Below are 22,809 nucleotides of genomic sequence, written 5' to 3'. Positions count from 1 at the left end.
CCGTGTTCGTGACCGGCCTGGTTCTGGCCGCAGGGGCCTCGGTGCGCCTCGGCGAGGCCAAGCAGCTACTGCCGTACCGGGGGCGGACGTTGCTCGACGCCACCCTCGACCTGGCTCGCTCGTGCGCCTTCGATCAGGTGCTGGTGACCCTCGGCGGCGCCGCCGACCTGGTCCGCGAGCGGGTGGACCTGACCGGGGTCCAGGTCGTCGAGAACGCCGAGTTCAGCACGGGCTGCGGCTCGTCGATCCGCGCCGCGACGCAGGCGGTGGACCCGCGCGCCGACGGGCTCGTGCTCCTGCTCGGCGACCAGCCCGGCGTACGGGCCGCCGACGTACGCCGGGTCGCGGCGGCGACCACCCCGGTCGCGGTGTGCCGGTACGCCGACGGCCTGGGGCACCCGTTCTGGTTCGCCCGTGACGTCCTGCCGGAGCTGCGTGTCCTGCGCGGCGACAAGGCGGTGTGGAAGCTGCTGCACTCCGGCCGGCACCCGGTCACTGAGGTACCGGTGGACGGGCCGGTGCCGATCGACGTGGACACCCGCGCGGACTACCGGCGACTGCTCTCGGGCGAGGCGCGGTGAAGGATCCGCAGGCCGTGCGGCGCCGGCTCGACGCCGTCGACTACCTGACCGACGACGGCATGGCGATGGCCGTCTTCCTCGCGCTGGAGCTGGGCAAGCCGCTGCTTCTCGAGGGCGAGCCCGGCGTCGGCAAGACCGCGGCGGCGAAGGCGCTGGCGCGGGCGCTGGACACGACACTGATCCGGCTGCAGTGCTACGAGGGCCTGACCCCCGGCGAGGCGCTGTACGAATGGAACTACCAGCGGCAGTTGCTCGCCATCCGGCTGGCCGAGGCCCGGCACGCCTCGCTGACCGATGCCGACCTGTTCGCCGCGGAGTTCCTGCAGGAACGGCCGATCCTGCGGGCGGTACGCCACCCCGGGCCGGTCCCGCCGGTGCTGCTGATCGACGAGATCGACCGGGCCGACGACGAGTTCGAGGCACTGCTGTTCGAGTTCCTCGGCGAGTCCGGGATCACCATCCCCGAGCTGGGCACGTTCACCGCGACCACGCCGCCGGTCGTGGTGCTCACCTCCAACCGCAGCCGCGATCTGCACGACGCGCTGCGCCGCCGCTGCCTGTACCACTGGATCGACTTCCCGCAGATGGACCGCGCCACCGAGATCGTCCGGCGGGCCGTGCCGGGCGCCACCGAAGGGCTGATCCGCACGGCGACCGCCTTCGTCAGCAACGTACGCGCCCTCGGCCTGGACAAGGCGCCCGGCATGGCCGAGGCCATCGACTGGGTCGCCGCGCTGTCCGTGCTCGGCGCCGCTGACCTCTCCGCCGACGACGTCGTCCAGACCATCGGCACCATCGCCAAGACCCCCGACGACCGCGCCGCCGTCGCCGCAGCGCTCGGCGCACACCAGGAGAGGCCGGCATGAAGATCACCAACGAGTTCACCGTCGACGTTCCGATCGCGCGGGCGTGGGCGATCCTCACCGACCTGGAGGGCATCGCACCGTGCCTGCCGGGCGCCCGGCTGACCGGCGCCGACGGCGACGTCCACCAGGGCACGGTGAAGGTCAAGGTCGGTCCGGTCGTCTCCGAGTTCGCCGGCACCGCGCGTTTCGTCGAGAAGGACGACAGTGGCTATCGGGGGGTGATCGACGCGAAGGGCCGCGACCGGCGGTCGGCGGCAAACGCGTCCGCCCTGGTCACCGCCCATCTGCGGCCGGACGGTCAGCGCACCGTCGTCAGCGTGGACACCGATCTGAAGATCTCGGGCCGGCTGGCCCAGTTCGGCAGCGGCATGATCAAGGAGGTGTCCGGCAAGCTGCTCGCCCAGTTCGTCGCCAACCTCGAGGCGAGGCTGGCGGCCGAGGAGACCGCCGACAGCACCCCGTCCCCGGCCACCGCGCCTGACGCGTCCGAGCCCGCACCGGCCGTCGCCGCCCCCCGCGGCGAGTCCTCGTCCGTCACACCGCCTGTGACCCCCGTGGCCGGCACCCCCGTGGCCGCCTCGGCGTCCACCGGTCGACCGGATGCCGGCACCGGCGCCGAACCGGAGACGCTGGACCTGCTCGACATCGCCGGTGGGGCCGTCGTCAAGCGCCTCGTGCCGGTTCTCGTCGGGATCCTCGTCGTCGGCGCGGTGATCGCCTGGCGGGTCGCCCGCCGGTGAGCGGCGGTCTGCTGCGCGGCGTCGACCGCGCGGCGTTCGCGACGGCGTTCGCCGACCGGTTGCGGCGGGCCGGCGTACCCGCCGGGCTCACCGAGGCCGGTGACTTCGTCCGGGCGCTCGGCGTGTGGACACCCGCGGAGACGAACGCGCTCTACTGGGCCGCCCGGATCAGCTTCGTGCGGCGCCACGCCGACCTCGCCGCCTTCGACCGCGTCTTCGCCGCTGTCTTCGTCGACGCGCCGTCGCTGCCGCTCACCCGGTCCGCGGCCCCGCCGGCCGCTCGTGACGACGTGCACCTGCCGGTGCCCGCCGACACCGATGACACCGGCGACGGTGGCGGGCTGCCGTGGGCGACGTTGCCGGCGCCCGTCGCCGAGGCGGAGCCCTCCGATACCGGGGTGCGGCTGCCCGAGCGACGGCCCAGCGCCCTCGCCGGACTCGCCGACCGGCCGTTCGAGGACCTCGACGCCGCCCAGCTCGCACTGCTCGGCGAGGCCCTGCGCGAGGCCGTCGCGCGCTGGCCGTCCCGGCGCACCAGGCGGCACGCCGCAGGCCCGGCCGGGCGGCGGGTCGCGCTGCGTCCGACGATCGCCCGCGCCCGTCGCACCGCGTGGGAGCCCGTCGAGGTCGTCCGCGAGCGACCGGTACGCCGACCGCGCCGGGTCGTGCTGCTGTGCGACGTCAGCGAGTCGATGCGGGCCCAGGCCCACGCGTACCTGCACCTGCTGCGGGCCTTCGCGGTGACCACCGACGCGGAGGTGTTCGCCTTCGCCACGACGCTCACCCGGCTCACCGTCGCGCTGCGACACACGTCGGCGTCCGCGGCGATCGCGCACGCCAGCGCCGCCGTGACCGACCGGTTCGGGGGTACGCGCATCGCGACGAACCTGCGGGGCCTGCTCGCGTCCCCGCACGGCGACGCGGTTCGCGGAGCGGTGGTGCTGATCGGCTCGGACGGCTGGGACAGCGACCCGCCGGCCGAACTCTCCGCCGTGATGGCGCGGCTGAGCCGCCGCGCCCACCGGATCGTCTGGCTGAACCCGCGGGCCGGCGCCCCCGGCTTCGCTCCACTGGTGGCGGGCATGGCCGCGGCCCTGCCCTACTGTGACCAGCTCCTGCCGGCCGCGACGTTCCGGGACTTGCTGGACGCCGCCGGTCAACTCCAGAGCGTCACGTGCACCGAGGGCCGGAAACGGTTCACCGCGACGCCCACGCCGCGCATCATCGCCTGAATCGCCCGGGGCGTCGACGCGAAGCGGCACAGCTCGGCTGCCGCGGACGGAGTGCCGGGGGCGACGAGTACCAGCGAATGCCACACCGCTTCGGCCGTGGCGTGCGGCCCGGACAACGCCACGAGCTGGCCGCCACGGACGTCCGGCGCGACGGTGAACGAGAGCGCGGGCGCGACCCCCCGACCGCGCTGGGCCTCACCCAGCGCTGCCGCGTGGCTCTGGAAGATCTGCTGCCGCTCTTCGGGTACACCGAGCCGGCGCAGCATCGCCGGGACAGCGCCCAGGGTGTTGGTGGCCGACGGCCCGAGCAGCCAGGTCTGGTCGCGCAACTGCCCCGGTGATGCCGGCACACCGGCCAGCGGATGATCCGGGCCCACGACAGTCACGAGCCGGTAGTTCATCATGGGCCGACAGGAGATCGCCGGTTCGGCCACCGGCGGCAGGGGCCCCATCGCGATGTCCGCGGCCCGGGTCAGCAGCAGCGACTCGAAGGAGCCGGGGTCGCAGACGCTCAGCTCGATGTCGAGGTCGGCGGCGCGTCTGGCGAACAGCTCGATCAGTCTCGGCGCGGCGTACTCGGCGAACTCGCTGGACGCGGCAACCCGCAGCATCCGGCGGCCGTGTGCCGCCGAACTGACCTCAAGGACCGTACGGTCCTGCAGGCCCAGCATCTCGGCCGCACGGCTGGCGAGCCGCAGCCCGCCGGGGGTGAAGGCCAGCCCCGCCGCCGTCCGGGTGAACAACTGATCTCCGAACTCCCGCCGTAGCTGGCCGATGAGCAGCGAGACCGCCGACTCGGAGACCTCCAGCTGCGCGGCGGCCTGCTTGACGGACCCCAGCCGGACGACAGCGACGTAGGCCCGTAGCTGCGTCGGAGTCATCGTCGACCCGCCCTTCTGCGGCGCCGTGGACTGCTGCGGGCAGCCCGCGGTGTACCCCGATCATTCCCCGCCGATCGCCCCGCCGCCAGGGACAGCGCACCTCGGAGCGATCCGACCGGTACGCGGGGTGAGGGCCCGTCCGGCGCCATGACGCCCTCGTGCCCGGTCCACGCGCGTCCGCTTCTCGGCATGAGCGCACACGGCCGGTCGTGAACACGAACCGCGGGCGCCGAACCCGGTCAGGCCGGCGTCGTTCCACTTCTGGAGCGAATCGTGGGGAACTGATGCGAGGCGCCGCTTCCTCGCCTAAGCTGCGTCATATATACATTGATGATGATCAATAGAAGGTGTCGGCGGTCGGGGCCGGTCCAGGCAACCGTGGGGCCTCGCATTTACCGACACCGATTGGAGTACCCGATGACCCGGCGTCCAACCATCGCCGCACTCACCGGCCTGTGCCTGGCGCTCACCACCGCACCAGGCGCCGCCGGTGCCGCACCCCCGGCATTTCGGGAGGCCGCTGATGTGAACGTTCACACCTACCCGCTCGCCGGCCCACCCGGCGCACCCCCCGGGGTCTGCCCGGGCGGCACCGGGTACGGCCCGCCGCTGCCGGCCAGCTCCGTGTCGGCGACGAAGATCCAGAGCGGGTTCTCGTTCCTCGAAGGACCGGTCTGGATCGCCGACGGCGGCTACCTGCTGATGTCCGACATCGCCGCGGGCACCGGGCCGAACAACGTGCAGCCCTCCACGATCCGCCGGTTCACCCCGCCGGCGACCTTCGACACCTTCGTCGTCGCCGACGCCGGCAGCAACGGCCTCGCGCTCAGCCCCGACGCCCAGCAGATCATCGCCGCCACCCACGACCAGCGGAACGTCTCCGCATACCGGCTCAGCGACCAGATCCGCAGCACCGTCGCCGCCGACTACCAGGGCCGGGCGTTCAACTCACCAAACGACGTCACGGTCCGCTCGGACGGCGTCGTCTACTTCACCGACCCCAGCTTCCAGCGCGGCAACCGCCCCGACCAGATGAGCGGACGTACCAGCGTCTTCCGCGTCTCCGGCGGCCAGGTGTCGCTGGTGGACGACCGGCTGCGGCAACCCAACGGCATCGCGCTCTCCCCGGACGGCGGCACGCTCTACGTGGGCGCCTACTCCGAGAACAAAATCTACAAGTACGTCGTCCAGCCCGACGGCAGCACCGGCGCCCGCAGCGTCTTCGTGAACTATCTCGGCGGTCCCGACGGGGTCACCATCGACTGCGCCGGCAACGTGTACTGGGCCTCCGGCTCGGACGGGCTGATCCACGTCTACTCGCCCGCCGGCGCGCAGCTCGGCACGATCCGCTCCGGCGGCGCCGGCACCACCAACGTGGCGTTCGGCGGACCCGACCGGCAGACCCTCTACATCACCTCCGGCCGGACGAACGACTCGGGCCTGTACAGCGTGCGGCTCAACGTCCCCGGCTACCCGTACTGACCAAGAACCCCGGGAAGGAAAGCACCCGTGCGGATCAATCCTCACCACTTCCGACACCGCGTCCCGCTCGCCCTGCTGGTCTGCGCCGGCGTCATCGTGACCGGCGTACCCGCCGCCGCGGCGGCCGCACCGGCGACCGGGAGCCGGCAAGTTGCCCAGCTCGCCGCGGACACCAGCCCGCCCACCCGGCCGACCGGCCTGCGCCGCACCCGGCTGACCTGCCAGTCCGTCACTCTCGCCTGGTACGCCTCCCGGGACAACGTCGGCGTCGCCTTCTACGACATCTACCACGACGGCCAGCTCGTCACCTCGGTCTCGGGACGGACGCTGACCGCCACGCTCAGCGTCGTGCAGGGTGTCACCTGGGGCTGGTACGTCAACGCCCGCGACGCCGCCGGCAACGTCTCGCAGGCCAGCTCCACGCTCTCGGTCACCCCGCCGTTCTGCCAGCAGGACACGACTCCGCCCAGCACGCCGACCAATCTGGCCGCGACGGTCAACGGCACGGCCGTGACCCTCACCTGGTCGGCCTCCGCCGACAACGTCGCGGTCACCGGCTACACCATCCTGCGCAACGGTACGGCGGTCGGCTCCACCACCGGCACCGCTGGCAACCCGCCGGCGACCACGTTCACCGACACCGGGCTGACGCCCGACACCGACTACCGGTACACCGTGACCGCCCGGGACGCCCAGGGCAACGTCTCGGGCGCGAGCGCCGCGGTCACCGCGCGCACCGGCTCGGGCTGCACGAGCCCGGTCTGCGGCGCCACGGCGGTCACCACCGAGAAGGACCTGCCCTGGGGCCTGGTGCAGCTGCCCGACGGCACGGTCCTCTACGGGCGGCGCGACCTGTTCGACATCGTCGCCATGAACCCGGACGGCACCGACAAGCGCAGCATCGGCACCGTGCCGAACGTGGCCGGCACCAACGGTGAGGGCGGCGTGCTCGGGCTGGCCGTCTCGGCCAACTTCACCACCGACCGGTGGCTGTACATCTACCACACCACCACGACCGACAACCGGATCGTGCGCATCCGCTACGACGGCACGCTGCAAACCGGCACGCTGCAGGTGCTCGTCACGGGAATCCCGCGCAACAAGTACCACAACGGCGGCCGGCTGCGCTTCGGGCCCGACGGCAAGCTCTACGCCGCCGCCGGCGACGGACAGAACCCGGACGTGGCCCAGGACACCAACAACCTGGGCGGCAAGGTGCTGCGGCTCAACCCCGACGGCACCGTGCCGGCGGACAACCCCTTCGGCAACTACGTGTGGAGCTACGGCCACCGCAACCCGCAGGGACTCGCCTTCGACTCCCAGGGCCGGCTCTTCGAGCAGGAGTTCGGCAACAACGTCATGGACGAGACCAACATCATCGTCAAGGGCGGCAACTACGGCTGGCCCGCCTGCGAGGGCACCTCCGGCGACTGCGCCAACCCGAACTTCAGGGCCCCGATCCGGACGTACCCGGTGGCCGAGGCCTCGTGCAGCGGCATCGCGATCGTCCGGGACGCGCTCTACATCGCCTGCCTGCGTGGCAACCGGATGTACCGTGCGGAGATCAGCGGCGACACGCTCACCAACGTCCAGCAGTACTTCGTCGGGACGTACTTCCGGCTACGCACCGTCGAACCGACCCTCGACGGCAACCTGTGGCTGACCACGAGCACCGGCGGGGACAAGGACAGCACCCCGAACAACAGCAACGAGAAGATCCTCAAGGTGACCCTCGGTGGGGCGGCGTCCGGCCCCACGAGCTGAGGGCGGGCCGGGAATCCGGCACCGCCGCCCCTCGGAGGGTGCCCGCGTCGCGCGGGCACCCTCCGAGCGGTCCGGGCTGGTACCGCGACGGCAGGAAGCGAACCGGGTTCGACGTGACGGGTACGCGAACGACCCGGGCCGGGTCCGGTGCTACGACGCGCTGAGCCGCTCCTGCGCCTCGAACAGTTCGTCGCCGTGCTCGGTGACCCAGGCGCCCAGCGCCCGCATCGGGCCGTCGGCGAAGCTGCGGCCGAGATCGGTGAGCGCGTAATCGACCCGGGGCGGCGCCTGCGGGACGAACCGCCGCTCGACCAGGCCGTTGCCGACCAGCCTGTGTACGGCCTCGGTGAGCGCCTTGTCGCTGATTCCTCCGATCCGTGCCCGCAGTGAGCGGCGGCGGAGGGCGCCCTCGGCCAGCGCGGCCAGCACGACCGCATCCCACGTGTGTGCGAACAGGTCCGTCGCCATCCGCATCCGGCAGTCGGCTACGAGTTCCTCGCAGAGGTCGCCGTCACCCATGCGCCCATCCTGGCACGCCCGACATGCACCATCCGGTGCGCGTCGGCCTGCCTAGCGTGACGGTATGCGTATCGGAATCCTCGGCACCGGCAACCTCGCCACGGCACTGGCCACCGGCTGGGCCCGGGCCGGACACGACATCATCATCGGGGGTCGCTCGACGGCCGCCGCCGAAGCGATCGCGAACCGGATCGGCGGCACCGTGCGGCCCGTGCCGGCGGTCGCCGCGGGCGCCGACGCGGTTCTGCTCGCGGTCCGCTGGGACGGCGTCGCCGAGATGCTGACAGCGGCCGGCGGGCCCGCCGGCGCACTGGCCGGCCTCGCCCTGATCGACCCGACGAACGCCGTCGAGCACGGTGTCGGCACCCTCCGGACGGAACCCGCCCGGTCGGCCGCCGGCCACATCGCCGCCCTCGCACCCGGCGCGCACGTGGTCAAGGCTTTCCATCTCTTCCCGGCCGAGCGGTGGGTGACGCCCGATGCCGGACCGGTCACGGTCGCCATGTGCGGTGACGACGAGCGCGCACTCGACGTCGTCGGGTCGCTCGTGCGAGACGTCGGTGGAGTTCCCGCGGTCCTCGGAACGCTCGACCGGGTACGGCAGTTGGAGGAGGTCGCCGGTTTTGTCATCGGGCTGGTGTTCGCCGGGGTCGACCCGCAGTCGGCGATTCCGTCGGTTCCCCGCTGACATGTGCCCGACAGGCCGCTCGTGGAGGCGGGCGGTCCCCGCCGGGAGCGCCGTCTGCTCTCCCACCCCTCGATCTCCCACTTGCCCATTCCCTAGTTACACTATAGGAATAGTAGGTGACTACCACGGTCCCCGCGCCGACGGCGGCGGAAGCCTCGATCGGCGCGCCGGCGGTGACACCTGACGCACAGGCACCGCGCGGCGGACGCCGCCGCCGGATCCTGCTCCGGCTGCTCGCCCTCGTCGTCCTCTACGCGCTGTGGGAGATCGCCGCCCGAGCCACCGGCAACCCCACCTTCATCCCCTCGCCCGGTGCCGTGTGGCACCAACTCGTCCAGACCTCGACCACCCACGACGGCATCCGTGGTTACAGCGGACACCTGCTGATCGAGCACCTCGGGGTGAGCCTGCGCCGCATCCTGATCGGATCCGTCATCGGTGTCGCCGGCGGAGTGCTCATCGGTGTCGTCATGGGAACGGTCAGCTGGATCCGGGTGGTCGTCGAACCGGTCGTCACCTTCATCCGGGCGCTCCCACCCCTGGCCTACTTCAGCCTCTTCATCATCTGGTTCGGCATCGACGAGACACCCAAGCTCTGGTTGCTCTCCATCGCCGCGCTGCCCCCGGTCGCGGTCGCCACCGCGGCGGCCGTCCACTCCGCACCGACCGGTCTGGTGGAGGCCGCGCAGGCGCTGGGCGCCAGCCGCGCACGCGTGATCCGCGACGTGGTGCTGCCCCATGCGCTACCGGAAATCTTCACCGGTATCCGGATCGCCGTCGGGGTCGCGTACTCCTCGGTGGTCGCCGCGGAGACGATCAACGGCGTACCCGGAATCGGCGGCATGATCCGCGACGCCCAACGCTACTCACAGACCGACGTGGTCGTCCTCGGTCTCTTCGCCATCGGCCTGTCGGGCCTGCTCATCGACGCCCTGCTGCGGACCGCCGAGAGCCGGCTGATCCCGTGGCGCGGCCAGATATAGGAGAACAGCACATGCGCAAGATTCTGGGCCTGCTGGCCGCCGCCGCCCTGCTGCTACCCACCGCCTGCGGGGACGGTGCCGCCAGCGGCGGCGGCAACCCGGACCGCAAGAGCATCCGGATCGCCTACCAGGCATTCCCGAGCGGCGACCTCATCGTCAAGAACCAGGGTCTGCTGGAGAAGGCCCTGCCCGACTACCAGATCACCTGGACCAAGTTCGACTCCGGCGCCAGTATCAACACCGCGTTCGTCGCCGGTAGCGTCGACATCGCGGCGATCGGATCCAGTCCGGTCGCTCGCGGACTCTCCGCACCCCTGAACATCCCGTACCAGGTCGCCTTCGTGCTCGACGTCGCCGGCGACAACGAGGCACTTGTCGCCCGCAACGGCTCCGGGGTCACCGACGTGCGCGGCCTGCGCGGCAAGAAGGTGGCGACCCCGTTCGCCTCCACCGCCCACTACAGCCTGCTGGCCGCGCTGGACCGCGCCGGTGTCAAGGAGTCCGAGGTCACCATCGTCGACCTGGAACCGCAGGACATCCTCGCCGCATGGACCCGCGGCGACCTGGACGCCGCCTACTCCTGGCTGCCGTCGCTCGACGAACTCAGGAAGACCGGCACCGTGCTGGTCACCAGTCGCGAACTGGCCACCGCCGGCAAGCCCACCCTTGATCTCGGTGTCGTCGCCACCGACTTCATCAAGGCGCACCCGGCGGCCGTGGACGCCTGGCGTAAAGCTCAGTCCCAGGCGCTGAACCTGATCCACAACGACCCGGCCGCAGCCGCGAGGTCGGTGGGCGCCGAGCTCAACCTCAAGCCGGAGGAAGCGCAGCGGCAGCTCTCCCAGGGCGTCTTCCTCAAGCCCGCGGACCTGGCCGGTCCCGCATGGCTCGGGACCTCGGCAGCCAAGGGGCAGCTCGCCGACAACCTCGTCAGCGCGGCACAGTTCCTCAAGGACCAGCAGAAGATCGACGCCGTGCCGGACCTCGCGACCGTGCAGGCCGCCATCTACACCGAGGGGCTGCCGGATGTCCTCGGCTGACCCTGGCCGGACGGCCGCGATCGCCGTCAACGACGTCGAGCACGCGTACGGCGACGTCGTCGCCCTTGGTCCGATCGACCTGGCCGTGCCGACGGGTGAGTTCCTCGTCCTGGTCGGCGCCTCCGGCTGCGGCAAGAGCACCCTGCTGCGGCTGATCGCCGGCTTCGAGCGGCCCACCACCGGCACAGTCCTGACCGCTGGTCTGCCGCCGGTCCCAGGGCGTGGCGCCGGCCTGGTCTTCCAGCAGCCCCGCCTGTTCCCGTGGCTGACCGTGGGCGGCAACATCGAGCTGGCCCTGCGCTACGCCGGACAGCCCACCGACGGTGTCGATCGGCTACTCGCCCGGGTCGGCCTGCCCGATGTGGCGAAGCGCCGCACCTGGCAGATCTCCGGCGGCCAGCAGCAGCGCGTGGCGATCGCCCGCGCTCTCGCCGCCGACCGCCCACTGCTGCTGCTCGACGAACCGTTCGCCGCGCTCGACGCGCTCACCCGGGAACGCCTCCAGGAGGACCTGCGCGCGGTCAGCACGGTAACCGGCCGGACCTCGGTGTTCGTCACCCACAGCGTGGACGAGGCCGTCTTCCTGGGCAGCCGGGTCGTGGTGCTCAGCCCGCGCCCCGGCCGGATCGTCCTGGACCTGCCCGTCGACCTGCCTCGCACCGGCGTCATGCCGGACGACCTGCGGGGCCTGCCCGAGTACGCCGCACTGCGAGCCGAGATCGGGCACGCCGTCCGAACCGAAGGAGCATTCACATGACCAGCGTGCTCGTGCAACTCGACCTCGAACCGCTGGGGCCGCACTTCGGCGCCCTGGTCCACGGGATGGACCTGGCCACCGCCACCGACGACGAGATCGTCGCTCTCCGCGCTGCTCTGGTCGACCGAAAGGTGCTCTTCCTGCGCGACCAGCACCTCGACGACGACGCTCAGGTGCGCCTGGGCCGCAGGATCGGCGAGCTGACCGCCTCGCATCCGGTCGTCGGTGGCGTCGACAAGGCCCATCCAGAGGTGTACGCCCTGGACAGCACCGACAACGGCTTCGCCGACGTGTGGCACACCGACGTCACCTTCATGAAGCGGCCGCCGCTCGGCTCGATTCTGCGCCCGGTCACCCTCCCACCGACCGGCGGCGACACCAACTGGGCCGACGCGCAACTGGCGTACGACTCGCTCAGCGAGCCCGTACGACGGCTTGTCGACCACCTCACCGCCGTCCACGACGGCACCCGCGAGTTCGGCTACTACCTCGCCCAACGCGGAGGCAACGTGTGGGAGGGCCAGCCGGTGTCCCGGCTCGACCCGGTCGAGCACCCGGTGGTCCGGGTACATCCCGAGACCGGCCGTAGGGGAATCTTCGTGAACCCGGGCTTCACCTCGCACATCGTCGGGGTCTCCGACGTCGAGAGCCGGGCCATCCTGGACCTGCTCTACGCCCACCTCACCAAGCCGGAGCACATCGTGCGCCACCGCTGGCGCCTCGGCGACGTGGCACTCTGGGACAACCGCAGCACCGCCCACTACGCCAACCGCGACTACGGATCCGAACGACGGGTCATGCATCGCATCACCCTGCGCGGGGACATCCCCCGCGGACCGCAGGACCAGCCGCAATCCTCCGACAGCTGACGATCTGCCGCGCGTCGATCGCGGGGCAGTCGTGATGCCCGGCCGCGGTGCCCTGCGCACCGCGGCCGTTGCCGAAAGCTCGGCCCCGGTGCCGCGGTCAGTCCTGCCACTCCTTGGCGAGCAGCTCGTACGAGCCGACCCGGTCGCCGTGCGCGTGGGTGATCGTGGTGATCAGCAGTTCGTCGGCGGCGGTGACGTCTCGCAGGACGCGCAGCCGCTCGACGACCGTGCCCGGCGATCCGACGAACTGGGTGTCCACCCGGTCGGCGACGAACTCGCGGTCCTCGTCGGTCCACGGCAGCGCGGCTGCCTGCTCCGGGCGTGGAAACGGGATCGCGCCGCCACCGCTGCGGATGCTGCGCACCCAGGGCCCGTACGGCGCGGCGAGCCGACGTGCCGTCTCGTCGGTGTCGGCGACGACGACGTCGGCGGAGACCACCACGTACGGCCGGGCCAGCACCGCCGAAGGTCGGAACGCGGCCCGGTAGGCGGTCACGGCATCGAGCACCGAGGAGGGGCTCACGTGGTAGTTCGCGGCGAAGGGCAGGCCGAGCGCGCCGGCGAGTTGGGCGCTCTCGCCGCCGCTGCTGCCCAGCAGCCACACCGAGAGGTCGGCGCCTTCCCCCGGTACGGCGTGCGCGTCCAGACCGTTCTCGTCGGTGTAGTCGCCGCGCAGGAGGGCCAGGACGTCGGCTACCTGGTCGGCGAAGGCCGGCGGCTGCGCGCCCGGTTGGTGCAGCAGCGTGCTGGTCAGCGCGAAGCGGGGTGAGGCGAGGACGCCGGCGTAGGAGAACGGCGGCGGGATCAGCAGTCCGTCGACGACCCGGGCCTCGACGGGCGGCTCGTTCGTTCCAGCGGTGAGTGCCTGGGCCGCCTCGACGCGCCGCTGCCCGGAACGGCCCAGCCCGAGGTCGATCCGCCCGGGGTACAGCGTAGCGAGGGTGCCGAACTCCTCGACGACCGACAGGGCGGTGCGGTGACCGACCTGGACGGCGCCGGAGCCGACGCGGATGGCGCTGGTGGCCGCGGCGACCTGCCCGATGAGCACCGCGGGTGCCGAGCTGGCGACGCCCGCGGCGAGGTGGTGTTCGGCCAGCCAGTAGCGGTGGTAGCCGGACTGCTCGACCCGGCGGGCCAGGTCGACGGTGTTGCGCAGGGCGTCGGCGACGGTGCCTCCGGCGGGCACCGGCGACAGGTCGAGGACGGACAGTGGCGTCGTTGGCATGGTGGTTTCCCGTCTCTTCTCAGACCGCCGGCGTGGCGGCCGGCGCCGGCGCGAAGGGGCGACTGGGGATTTCTCGCCGCAGCACCGGCGCTACCTCGGCCTGGAACAGCTCCAGGCTTTCTCGGTGCTGCTTGTCGGTCAGCCCGTCGTGATCGGCTTGGAGGTGCATGACCTCGTGGCCGAACTCCTCGTGGTAGCGCAGCACCTTGTCGACGATCTGCTGCGGGCTGCCGACCAGGATGGAGCTGCGTTCGATGGCGTCCTCGAGGGTGGGGAAGACCGTCGACAGGCCGAGCCGCTGGAACGCGGCGACCCGGGCGTCGAAGACCGGCCGATACCGCTCGATCGCCTCCTGCGAGGTGCGCGTCACGTAGAAACCGGCCGAACCGGCACCGACCAGGGCGTCGGCCGGGTCGTGGCCGTAGTGGACCCAGCGGTCCCGGTAGTGGCGGATGAGCTCGGCGTACGGCTCGATGGGGTTGGTGACGTTCGCGGAGAAGAGCGGGTCGCCGTAGCGGGCGGCCAGGTCGACCGATTCCCGGCTGGTGGCGCTGCCGTGCCAGACACGGATGGGCTGTTGCAGCGGGCGTGGCCAGGTCTCGGCGTCGGTCAGCGACGGCCGGTACGTCCCGGACCAGGTGACTTTGTCCTCCCGCCAGAGCTGGCGGAACAGCTCGTAGCCCTCCCGGTTCCGGTCCCACTGATCCTCGGCGGTGACGTGGAACAGTTGGGCCTGCGCGGCGCCGTTGCCCTTGCCGATGATCAGCTCGAGCCGGCCGCCGGAGAGGTGGTCCAGGGTGGCGTAGTCCTCGTACGCGCGGACCGGGTCGAGCAGGCTGAGCGTGGTGACGGCGGTGAAGAGCCGGATGGCGGACGTACGGGCCGCGATGTGGCTCAGCACCACCGGAGGCGAGGAGGAGATGAACGGCCGTTCGTGCCGCTCGCCGACGCCGTACCCGTCGAAGCCGAGTTCCTCGGCGAGGACAGCCGTGTCGACCACCTCCCGGAACCGCTCGGTGGTGCTGCGGCGCCGACCCGTGACCGGGTCGGGCAGGTGGGTGATCAGGGTGATCAGCAGGAACTTCATACGGGGACCGTCACTTCCGGCGCAGGGGTCATGGGGTACCGGCGGATCGCGAGCCCGGGGTGGGCACCCGGGCCGTGAGCAGATGGTTCGGGTCGTCGGCGGACCGTGAGGGGCGTGGTCACGCCGCACCGACGCGGCCGACCGGGCGGGCGGGGCCGAGGCCCAGGTGGTCGCGCAGGGTCGCGCCGGTGTACTCGGTGCGGAAGACGCCGCGTTCCTGCAACAGCGGGACGACCTGGTCGACGAACTGGTCGAGACCACCCGGGGTCAGGTGGGGCACCAGGATGAACCCGTCGGCGGCGTCGGACTGGACGAAGTGGTCCATCCGCTCGGCGACCTGCCGCGGGGTGCCGACGAACGACTGCCGGCCGGTCACCTCGATGATCAGGTCGCGGATCCCGAGGCCCTTCTCCTCGGCCAGGGCACGCCACTGGCGGGCGGTGCCGACCGGGTCCGCGTACATGCCGGCCCGGCCCCGGCTGATCGCGGCGGCGCTCACATCCGGGTCCTCGGCGGGCAGCGGGCCGTCCGGGTCGTACGCGGACAGGTCCCGGTTCCACAGCTGTTCCAGCAGCAGGATCGCGGTCTGTGGGCTGACCTGCTGGCGGCGGATGTGGTGGGCGCGTTCCTGCGCCTCGGCGTCGGTTTCGCCGAGCACGAAGGTGACCCCGGGGATGATCTTCAGCTCGTCGGGCCGGCGGCCGTACCGGGCGAGCCGGGACTTGACGTCCCGGTAGAACTCCTGGCCGTCCTCCAGCGTGCCGTGCCGGGAGAAGATCGCGTCGGCGCTGGACGCCGCGAACTCCCGTCCGTCGGGCGAGTCACCGGCCTGGAGGATCACCGGGTGCAGCTGCGGGCTGCGCGGCACGGTGAAGTGTCCGGCGATGTCGAACTGGTCGCCGTGGTGGGCGAACGCGCCCGGGTCCGCCTCCGTCACGTACCGTCCGCCGTCGCGGTCTCCCACTACTGCGTCCGCCGGCCAGGACTCCCACAGCTCGCGGGCCGTCCGGACGAACTCGGCGGCCCGCTCGTAGCGCAGGGAACGGTCGAGGTAGCCGCCCCGGCGGAAGTTCTCCCCGGTGAACGCGTCGGACGTGGTCACGACGTTCCAGGCGGCGCGCCCCCCGGACAGGTGGTCGAGGCTGGCCAGCTGGCGGGCCAGCTCGTACGGCTCGCGGAAGGTGGTGTTGAGGGTGCCGGCCAGGCCCAGGTGGCTGGTGACGCTCGCGAGGGCGGCCAGCAGGGTCAACGTGTCCGGACGGCCCACCACGTCCAGGTCGTGGATACGGCCGCGCTGCTCGCGCAGGCGCAGCCCCTCGGCCAGGAAGAAGAAGTCGAACTTGCCGCGCTCCGCGGTGCGGGCCAGGTGGACGAACGAGGAGAAGTCGATCTGACTGCCGGACTCGGGGTCGCTCCACACCGTCGTGTTGTTCACGCCGGGAAAGTGCGCGGCCAGGATGATCTGCTTGGGCACGACGGTCTCCAGGAATCAGGCGGTCGCCGCGACGGCGTACCGGCTGGCCGGTCGGGGCAGGCCGAGCAGGTCACGCAGCGTCCCGCCGCGATATCCGACGCGGAACAGACCGCGGCCCCGCAGCGCGGGCACCAGCGCACGGGTGATCAGGGTCAGGTCGTGGGGAAGCACGGCGGGTCGCAACCGGAAACCGTCCACACCCGAGCGCCGCCAGGCAGCGAGCAGGTCCGCCAGGTCGGCCGCCGTTCCGGTGAAGGTGGCCGAGTCCGAGCGGAACTCCTGGCCGTGCAGCTCGTCGAGACGGGCGCCGCGCCGGCGGGCGAGAGCCGGCGACTCGTCGAGCAGGACGCCCAGGTCGGCGAACACGCGCAGCGGCGGGTCGGTCCGGCCGACGGCCGCCTCGGCGGCCCGGACCTCGGCGACGATCGCGGCGGCGTGTTCGGCGTCGGCCGGGGTGACGAAGACGACGTCGGCGTGCCGGGCGGCGAAGGCGTACGGCACCGACGAGTGGGCCAGCGCGGCCACCACCGGCTGGCCCTGCGGCGAGCGGGGCACGATGGAGGGGCCCTTGACCGAGAACCACCGGCCCACGAAGTCGATGTAGTGCAGCCGTTCCCGGTCGACGAAGCGCCCGCTGGCGACGTCCCGGATCTCGGCGTCGTCCTGCCAGCTGTCCCACAGCCGGCGGACCACCTCCACGGCGTCGCCGGCCTCCGCGAAGAGGTCGCCGACGAGCCGGACGACCTCCGGGTCGTCGAGCCGGGCCGGATCCAGGGCGGGGATCTCCCGACGGCCGAAGTGACCGGCCTCGGCTCGCCGGGCGGAGACCCGGGGCCGCCAGCCGGCCCGGCCGCCGCTGAGGTGGTCGAGCGTGGCCACCCCCGTGGCGAGGTGGAACGGTTCGGTGTGGGTGGTGCTGGTGGTCGGCACCAGCCCGATGTGCCGGGTCAGCGGGGCCAGCCGGGCCGCGATCTGCACCGCGTCGAGGCGTCCGCGGAGCTGGTCGGCCCGGCCGTCGGGCCGCGTCGACTGGAGGTCCAGGCTGTCCTCGACGGTGAGCAGGTCCAGTGTGGCGCGTTCGGCCTCACCGGCGAGGGCCGCCCAGTAGCGTGCGGTCAGCGGCGCCGACGCGTCGGCGCGGGAGAGACGCCAGGCGGCCGGGTGCCAGCCGAGGCCGTCGAGGGCGACTGCCAGGTGCAGGGTCTTCTCGGTCATGGGTGTTCCTCCTGCGGTCGGCCGGCGGGGACGAGCGTGGGCAGCGCGTCGAGCAGCGATCGCGTGTAGTCGTGTCGGGGGTAGGTGAAGACGTCGCCGACCGGTCCCTGCTCGACCACCGTGCCGTCGTGCATCACCAGCACCCGGTCGCTCAGGTGGTGCACCACGCCCAGGTCGTGGGAGATGAAGAGCAGCGCGGTGCCGTCGGCGGCGCGTAGCTCGGCCAGCAGGTCGAGGACCTGTGCCTGGACGGAGACGTCGAGGGCGGAGACCGGTTCGTCGCAGATGATCAGGCTCGGCCGGGGGGCGATCGCGCGGGCGCTGGCGACCCGCTGCCGTTGCCCGCCGGAGAGCTGCCGGGGGTGCCGGTCCAGCAGGTCCGGCCCGAGGCCGACCCGGTGCAGCAGGTCGACGACGTGGGCGCGCCGGTCCCGCCGGTGGACGTCCGCGTCGAGGTTCTCCCCGATGACCTGGCCAACGGTGTAGCGGGGGTCGAAGGAGCCGAGCGGGTCCTGTGAGATCAGTTGCAGCCGGCGGCGCATCGGGCGGCGGGTGCGTTCGCGGGCGGCGGACCACGGCTTCCCGTCGAAGGTGACGGTGCCGGCGTCGGGGGCGAGCAGACCGGCCACGATCCGTGCCACCGTGCTCTTGCCGGAGCCCGACTCCCCCACCAGTCCGAGCGTCTCGCCACGTGCCACGGAGAAGGAGACGTCGCGGACGACGGTGTGCTCGCCGTACCTCTTGGTCAGCCCGCGCGCGTCGAGCACCCGGTCGTCGGGGCGGACCTCGCCGCGGGCGGGCAGGGCCGCCCGGGCGACCCCGGCCGGGGCCGTCGCGGCGAGCCGGCGGCCCCGCGACGACGCCGACGGCACCGCGGCCAGCAACTGCCGGGTGTACGGGTGTTCCGGTGCCCGCAGCAGCCGGTCGGTGGGTCCGTGCTCGACCACGCGGCCGTCGCGCATGACCAGTACCCGGTCGGCGACCTGGGCGACCACCGCCAGGTCGTGGCTGATCAGCAGCAGGCTCACCCCGGCGGCCCGCCGCTCGGCGAGCAGCCGCAGGATCTCGGCCTGCACGGTGACGTCCAGCGCGGTGGTGGGTTCGTCGGCGATGAGCAGTGCCGGTTCCCCGGCGATCGCCGAGGCGATCAGCGCGCGCTGCCGCAGCCCGCCGGAGAGCTGGTGCGGATACTGCCGGGCCCGGCGCTCCGGCTCCGGCAGGTGGACCAGGTCGAGCAGGTGGGTGACCCGGCCGGCCCGTTCCCGGCGGCCGACGATGCCGTGCGTGGTGAGCACCTCGCCGACCTCGGCGCCGACCGTCCGCAGCGGGTCGAGGGAGACCAGCGCGTCCTGGAGGACCAGCCCGGCGAGGCGGCCCCGGACCCGCCGCCAGTCGCGGGGGCGGTGGGTCCGCACGTCCTCACCGGCCAGGTCGAGCCGGGCGGCGCGGACCCGCGCGCCGGGGCCGGCGAGACCGACCAGGGTACGGGCGGTGACGCTCTTGCCGGAGCCGGACTCCCCGACGACGGCCACGCACTCGCCACGCTCGACGGTGAAGCTGATTCCGCGCACCGCGGCCACCCGGCCGGTCGGGGTGTCGAAGTCGACGTGCAGGTCCTCGACAGTGACCAGCGGCGCCATCAGCGCCGCCGCCCGTCGAAGCGGGCCTGCCAGTGCCGGCCGACGACGGTCAGGGAGACCACGGTGGCGGTGACGGCCAGGCCGGGCAGGATGCTGATCCACCAGGCCACCTGGAGGTAGTTGCGGCCCTCGGAGAGCATCGCGCCCCACTCCGGGGACGGCGGCTGGGGGCCCATACCGAGGAAGCTGAGCCCGGCGGCGGCCAGGATCGCCTCACCGAGCCCGATCACGGCGAGCACCGGCACCGGGCCGACCACGTTGGGCAGTACGTGCCGCAGCACCAGCCGAGGCTGGGACTGCCCGAAGGTGACGGCCTGTTCGACGAAGCCGGAGCGGCGCACGAGAAGCGTCTGACCACGGACCACGCGGGCGTGGTGCGGCAGGGTGGCGATACCGATGGCGACGATCAGGCTGGTGGTGCCGGGTCCGGCGATGGCGATGAACAGCAGCGCCAGCAGCAGCATCGGAAACGCCGACAGCGCGTCGAACGTGCGGCTGAGCGCCTCGTCGGCGACCCGGTGCGTGAGGCCGGCGAGCAGGCCCAGCAGCACTCCGCCGGTCACGGCGATCGCGGTGGCGGCCACACCGATGGTGAGCGAGTGGCCGGCGCCGTGCACCACCCGGGTCAGGACGTCGCGGCCGAGGTGGTCGGTCCCGAACCAGTGCCCTGCGCCGGGCGGGCGCAGCACGGCGAGCGGATCGGCCGCGAGCGGGTCGGCGGGGGCCAGCGCCGCCGGCCAGGCCGCGGCGACGACCAGCAGGACGAGGTACGCCCCGGCGGCGAGCAGGCCGGGGCCGGGCCGGGACCGCCGGCGTACGGCCGGTTCGGTCGGGTCGACGAGGATCCGGGCCGGCGTTTCGGTGAGCGGGGTGCCCAGGGTGACTGTCATCGGGTCAACTCCTTCGCAGACGCGGGTCGACCAGCAGGTACGCCAGGTCGGCGGTGGTGTTGACCACGACGTAGCCGGCGGCGGAGAGGGTGACCACGGCCAGTACCACCGGCATGTCCCGGGTGGTGACCGCGGAGAGGGTGACCTGGCCGAGGCCGGGCCGGCCGAAGACCTGTTCGACGATGACGGTGCCGCCGACGACGACGCCGAAGACCCAGCCGGCCAGGCTGACGGCCGGCAGGACGGCGTGCCGCAACGCGTGGCGTACCAGCACTGTTCGTTCCCGCACGCCCCGGGACCGGGCGGTGAGCACGAACGGCTCGTCGAGGGCCTTGTCGATGCCGTCGCGCAGCACCTGGGCGAGCAGCCCCGCGATGGGCAGCGCGAGGGTGACGGCGGGCAGCACCAGCGCGGCGACGCCCTGGTCACCCGACACCGGGAAGAGGCCGAACCGGAACGACAGCACGCTGAGCAGCAGGAGCCCGATCAGGAACGACGGGGTGGAGACCAGCAGCAGTTCGGTGCCGGAGCTGAGCCGGCGCAGCCACGGTCGCCGGTTCCCGGCGGTGGCCACCGCGATGAGCAGGGCGATCAGCACCCCGAGCCCGGCGGCGGCGACCGCGAGCCTGAGGGTGGGGGCGAGCTGTTCTCCGATCACCTCGGCGACGGGTCGTTGCAGGAGGTACGAGCGACCGAGGTCGCCGCCACCCAGCCGCCCGAGGTAGTCGAGGTACTGGACGACGGCCGGCCGGTCCAGGCCCCAGTCGGCGATGATCTCGGCGCGGATCTGCGGGGTGTCCGGGCCGTCGCCGACGATGTTGTCCACTGTGTCCCCGGGGGCAGCCAGCAGCGCCAGGTAGGCGGCGGTGGCCGCGACCCAGAGGACGACCAGGCCGGCGCCGAGCCGGCGGGCCACGGCACGCACGGGTGGGCGGCTCATGTCACTTCCCGATCCACAGGTCGTAGGCGCCGGCGGGCACCCCGGCGGTGGGTTCGAAGCGCACACCGCCGACGCCGGTGCCGGCGGCGATCTGGTCGGCCGGCGCGTACAGCGGCAGGACGAGGGCCTGCTCGACGACGACCCGCTGCTGCAGGTCGGCATAGATGCCGGCGCGCTTCGCCGGGTCCGCGGCGGCCTGACCGGCCTCCAGGAGCGCATCGATGCGGGGATCGTTGGCGTGGGTGCGGTTGATGCCGCCCTTCGAGTGCAACAGCAGGTTCAGTGCCGCCCCGGCGTCGGTGTCGGCCCGCGAGTTGTCGAAGACCTCGTACTCGTTGTTCTGGATCGCCTCGGTGGCGGTGCCCTGGTCGACGAGCGACACCTTCAGGTCGATGCCGGCGCTCTGCTTGACGGCCGCCTGCACGGCCTGCGCCAGCACGTCGCGTCGGTCGCGGACGAAGGGCGCGGACTGTACGAGCCGTACGGTGAGCCTTTTGCCGCCCTTCACCCGGTAGCCGTCGGCGTCCCGGGCGGTCCAGCCGGCCTGGTCGAGCAGAGCGTTCGCCTTGGCCGCGTCGCCGCTGTACGCGCTGCCGTCGAGCCGCTTGTCGTAGAGCGGGCTGGACGGGCTGATCACGCTCCAGGCGCGGGTCGCGGTGTCCCGGTAGACCGACCGCAGCACGGTGTCCACGTCGACGGCCTGGCGGAACGCCTGCCGGACCCGCAGGTCGTTGAAGGGCGGGTGGGAGGTGTTGAAGTAGTACGAGTAGGCGGAGCCGGAGTTGAGCTCCCGGGTCAGGCGCAGCGCCCGGTTGGCGGTGACCAGCGGCTGGTCGGTGGCGGGCACCCCCTCGATGACCTGCACCTGGCCCGAGGTGAGGGCGCCGACGCGCACCGCCGACTCCTTCAGGAAGCGGTAGGTGACCTCGTCGAGGTGGGCGGGGCCGGTGTGGGCCGCGGTGGGCGGGGCCCAGTCGTAGCCGGGGTTGCGCCGGTAGTGCAGTTCCTGACCGGCGACGTAGCGGTCCAGCACGAACGGGCCGGTGCCGACCACGTCGACGCCGCCGGCCTTGAGGTTCTTGGCCTCGCGCAGCGACTTCGGGGAGATCTGGGCGCCCTGCGGGGAGGCGAGGAAGTCGAGGATCAGCACGTCGGGGGTGGTGAGGGTGAGCCGTACGGTGCGCGGGTCGACCACCTCGACGGCCTTGAGGTTGCGCAGTTGCACGGCGGCGACGGCGGCCGCGTACCCGGGTTCGCGCAGTTTGTCGATGTTCGCCTTCACGGCCGCGGCGTCCAGGGGCGTGCCGTCGGAGAAGGTGACGCCGTCGCGCAGTGTCAGCGTGTACGACAATCCGTCCGGGGCGACCTGCCAGCCGGTGGCCAGCCACGGCACGAGCTTGCCCTGCTTGTCGTAGGTGAGCAGGGACTCGAAGGTGTTCCAGACCAGCAGCCGGGCCTTGGCCTGGGCGTACTGGTGCGGGTTGAGGGTGATCGGCTCGGTCTCCACGGCCCAGGTGAGGCTGCCGCCGGAGCGGGGCTGGCCGGCGGCTTCGGCGGCCGGCGTGGCGGTGGTGGAGCAGCCGGTGACGACGGCGAGCAGCGGGGTGAGCGCGGCGGCGGCGAGGGTTCGCAGACGGTTGGCGGGCATGGCGAGGTCTCCTGTCCAGGCAGGCGGTTCGGGTACGCCGACACCCGGCCCGGCGCGGTGGGCGCGGGTCGGTCACGGTGTCGGTGTTTGATGGCTCGGCGGTCGGCTCGGCAGTGAGCCCCACCTCGGCGGGCCGGTGCGGCGCGCCGGGTAAGCGGGTGCCGGTCAGGCCAGACAGGAACTCGACCACACCCGACCGAAGTCGATGTGGCCGCGGATCGTCAGCCGCAGCTCGCTGGACATGAGCCGAGTCCACTCGACGCGCGGGACGGCGTCAACACATCGGTC

Annotated in this window: 21 protein-coding genes; 11 read left to right on the top strand and 10 right to left on the bottom strand. The window is 72.5% G+C overall.

From position 1 onward, the window contains the following. Nucleotides 1-8 precede the first annotated feature (8 nt). From MicB006_RS24315 to MicB006_RS24300, 4 genes are read left to right on the top strand one after another with little or no spacing between them, the layout of a single operon-like run. Entirely contained in the window at nucleotides 9-581 is a 573-nt protein-coding gene (locus MicB006_RS24315) for an NTP transferase domain-containing protein (protein WP_225980479.1), read from the top strand. Next, a complete protein-coding gene (locus MicB006_RS24310; protein WP_116509186.1) occupies nucleotides 578-1,447 on the top strand; it encodes a MoxR family ATPase in 870 nt (289 codons plus the stop codon). The genes MicB006_RS24315 and MicB006_RS24310 overlap by 4 nt, the downstream gene beginning before the upstream one ends. After that, a complete protein-coding gene (locus tag MicB006_RS24305) occupies nucleotides 1,444-2,187 on the top strand; it encodes an SRPBCC family protein (protein ID WP_116509184.1) in 744 nt (247 codons plus the stop codon). The genes MicB006_RS24310 and MicB006_RS24305 overlap by 4 nt, the downstream gene beginning before the upstream one ends. Beyond that, nucleotides 2,184-3,419 (top strand): VWA domain-containing protein, encoded by a 1,236-nt coding sequence (locus MicB006_RS24300; protein WP_116509183.1) that lies wholly within the window; start codon nucleotides 2,184-2,186, stop codon nucleotides 3,417-3,419. The genes MicB006_RS24305 and MicB006_RS24300 overlap by 4 nt, the downstream gene beginning before the upstream one ends. Here MicB006_RS24300 and MicB006_RS24295 read toward each other — a convergent pair. Then, nucleotides 3,344-4,300 (bottom strand): LysR family transcriptional regulator, encoded by a 957-nt coding sequence (locus tag MicB006_RS24295; RefSeq protein WP_116509181.1) that lies wholly within the window; start codon nucleotides 4,298-4,300, stop codon nucleotides 3,344-3,346. The genes MicB006_RS24300 and MicB006_RS24295 overlap by 76 nt on opposite strands. Before the next feature lie 417 nt (nucleotides 4,301-4,717). Between MicB006_RS24295 and MicB006_RS24290 the strand changes: the two genes are divergently transcribed. Both MicB006_RS24290 and MicB006_RS24285 read left to right on the top strand, forming a co-directional pair. Further along, complete coding sequence (locus tag MicB006_RS24290) at nucleotides 4,718-5,782, top strand: SMP-30/gluconolactonase/LRE family protein (RefSeq protein ID WP_116509179.1); 1,065 nt, start codon at nucleotides 4,718-4,720, stop codon at nucleotides 5,780-5,782. A gap of 27 nt (nucleotides 5,783-5,809) precedes the next feature. Beyond that, complete coding sequence (locus MicB006_RS24285) at nucleotides 5,810-7,546, top strand: PQQ-dependent sugar dehydrogenase (protein ID WP_116509177.1); 1,737 nt, start codon at nucleotides 5,810-5,812, stop codon at nucleotides 7,544-7,546. Nucleotides 7,547-7,696: 150 nt separating this feature from the next. Here MicB006_RS24285 and MicB006_RS24280 read toward each other — a convergent pair whose 3' ends face one another. Further along, complete coding sequence (locus tag MicB006_RS24280) at nucleotides 7,697-8,065, bottom strand: helix-turn-helix domain-containing protein (protein WP_116509175.1); 369 nt, start codon at nucleotides 8,063-8,065, stop codon at nucleotides 7,697-7,699. Nucleotides 8,066-8,129: 64 nt separating this feature from the next. Here MicB006_RS24280 and MicB006_RS24275 point away from each other — a divergent pair, with 64 nt between their 5' ends. The 5 genes from MicB006_RS24275 to MicB006_RS24255 all read left to right on the top strand — a co-directional run bounded on the left by MicB006_RS24275 (nucleotide 8,130) and on the right by MicB006_RS24255 (nucleotide 12,402). Then, a complete protein-coding gene (locus MicB006_RS24275; RefSeq protein WP_116509173.1) occupies nucleotides 8,130-8,753 on the top strand; it encodes an NADPH-dependent F420 reductase in 624 nt (207 codons plus the stop codon). Nucleotides 8,754-8,869: 116 nt separating this feature from the next. Next, complete coding sequence (locus MicB006_RS24270) at nucleotides 8,870-9,736, top strand: ABC transporter permease (protein ID WP_116509171.1); 867 nt, start codon at nucleotides 8,870-8,872, stop codon at nucleotides 9,734-9,736. Nucleotides 9,737-9,747: 11 nt separating this feature from the next. Beyond that, a complete protein-coding gene (locus MicB006_RS24265) occupies nucleotides 9,748-10,776 on the top strand; it encodes an ABC transporter substrate-binding protein (protein ID WP_116509170.1) in 1,029 nt (342 codons plus the stop codon). Continuing rightward, a complete protein-coding gene (locus MicB006_RS24260; protein WP_116509168.1) occupies nucleotides 10,763-11,533 on the top strand; it encodes an ABC transporter ATP-binding protein in 771 nt (256 codons plus the stop codon). The genes MicB006_RS24265 and MicB006_RS24260 overlap by 14 nt, the downstream gene beginning before the upstream one ends. Continuing rightward, nucleotides 11,530-12,402 carry a TauD/TfdA family dioxygenase gene (locus tag MicB006_RS24255; RefSeq protein WP_116509166.1) on the top strand — a complete coding sequence of 291 codons (873 nt, stop codon included), beginning with the start codon at nucleotides 11,530-11,532 and terminating at the stop codon, nucleotides 12,400-12,402. The genes MicB006_RS24260 and MicB006_RS24255 overlap by 4 nt, the downstream gene beginning before the upstream one ends. 97 nt (nucleotides 12,403-12,499) lie before the next feature. Here MicB006_RS24255 and MicB006_RS24250 read toward each other — a convergent pair whose 3' ends face one another. The 8 genes from MicB006_RS24250 to MicB006_RS24215 form a co-directional block, all read right to left on the bottom strand. Continuing rightward, nucleotides 12,500-13,627 (bottom strand): MsnO8 family LLM class oxidoreductase, encoded by a 1,128-nt coding sequence (locus MicB006_RS24250; RefSeq protein ID WP_116509165.1) that lies wholly within the window; start codon nucleotides 13,625-13,627, stop codon nucleotides 12,500-12,502. A gap of 19 nt (nucleotides 13,628-13,646) precedes the next feature. Further along, entirely contained in the window at nucleotides 13,647-14,714 is a 1,068-nt protein-coding gene (locus MicB006_RS24245; RefSeq protein ID WP_116509163.1) for an LLM class flavin-dependent oxidoreductase, read from the bottom strand. A gap of 118 nt (nucleotides 14,715-14,832) precedes the next feature. Then, nucleotides 14,833-16,188, bottom strand: coding sequence for an NtaA/DmoA family FMN-dependent monooxygenase (locus MicB006_RS24240; RefSeq protein WP_116509161.1), 1,356 nt, complete (start codon nucleotides 16,186-16,188; stop codon nucleotides 14,833-14,835). Between the two features lie 15 nt (nucleotides 16,189-16,203). Further along, the gene (locus tag MicB006_RS24235; protein ID WP_116509159.1) at nucleotides 16,204-17,403 is read right to left on the bottom strand and encodes an LLM class flavin-dependent oxidoreductase; all 1,200 of its coding nucleotides are present in this window, start codon (nucleotides 17,401-17,403) and stop codon (nucleotides 16,204-16,206) included. After that, nucleotides 17,400-19,043 carry an ABC transporter ATP-binding protein gene (locus MicB006_RS24230; RefSeq protein WP_116509157.1) on the bottom strand — a complete coding sequence of 548 codons (1,644 nt, stop codon included), beginning with the start codon at nucleotides 19,041-19,043 and terminating at the stop codon, nucleotides 17,400-17,402. Before MicB006_RS24230 ends, MicB006_RS24235 begins: the two co-directional genes overlap by 4 nt. Next, nucleotides 19,043-19,933: an ABC transporter permease gene (locus MicB006_RS24225; RefSeq protein ID WP_116509155.1), complete on the bottom strand. Its 891-nt coding sequence runs from the start codon at nucleotides 19,931-19,933 to the stop codon at nucleotides 19,043-19,045. Before MicB006_RS24225 ends, MicB006_RS24230 begins: the two co-directional genes overlap by 1 nt. Nucleotides 19,934-19,937: 4 nt before the next feature. Further along, nucleotides 19,938-20,873 carry an ABC transporter permease gene (locus tag MicB006_RS24220; protein ID WP_116509153.1) on the bottom strand — a complete coding sequence of 312 codons (936 nt, stop codon included), beginning with the start codon at nucleotides 20,871-20,873 and terminating at the stop codon, nucleotides 19,938-19,940. Between the two features lies 1 nt (nucleotide 20,874). Next, nucleotides 20,875-22,521: an ABC transporter substrate-binding protein gene (locus MicB006_RS24215; protein ID WP_116509151.1), complete on the bottom strand. Its 1,647-nt coding sequence runs from the start codon at nucleotides 22,519-22,521 to the stop codon at nucleotides 20,875-20,877. Between the last annotated feature and the right edge of the window lie 288 nt (nucleotides 22,522-22,809).

The sequence above is a fragment of the Micromonospora sp. B006 genome, assembly GCF_003408515.1.
Classification (GTDB): Bacteria; Actinomycetota; Actinomycetes; order Mycobacteriales; family Micromonosporaceae; genus Micromonospora; species Micromonospora echinospora_A.
This window is presented reverse-complemented; position numbering and strand designations above follow the sequence as displayed.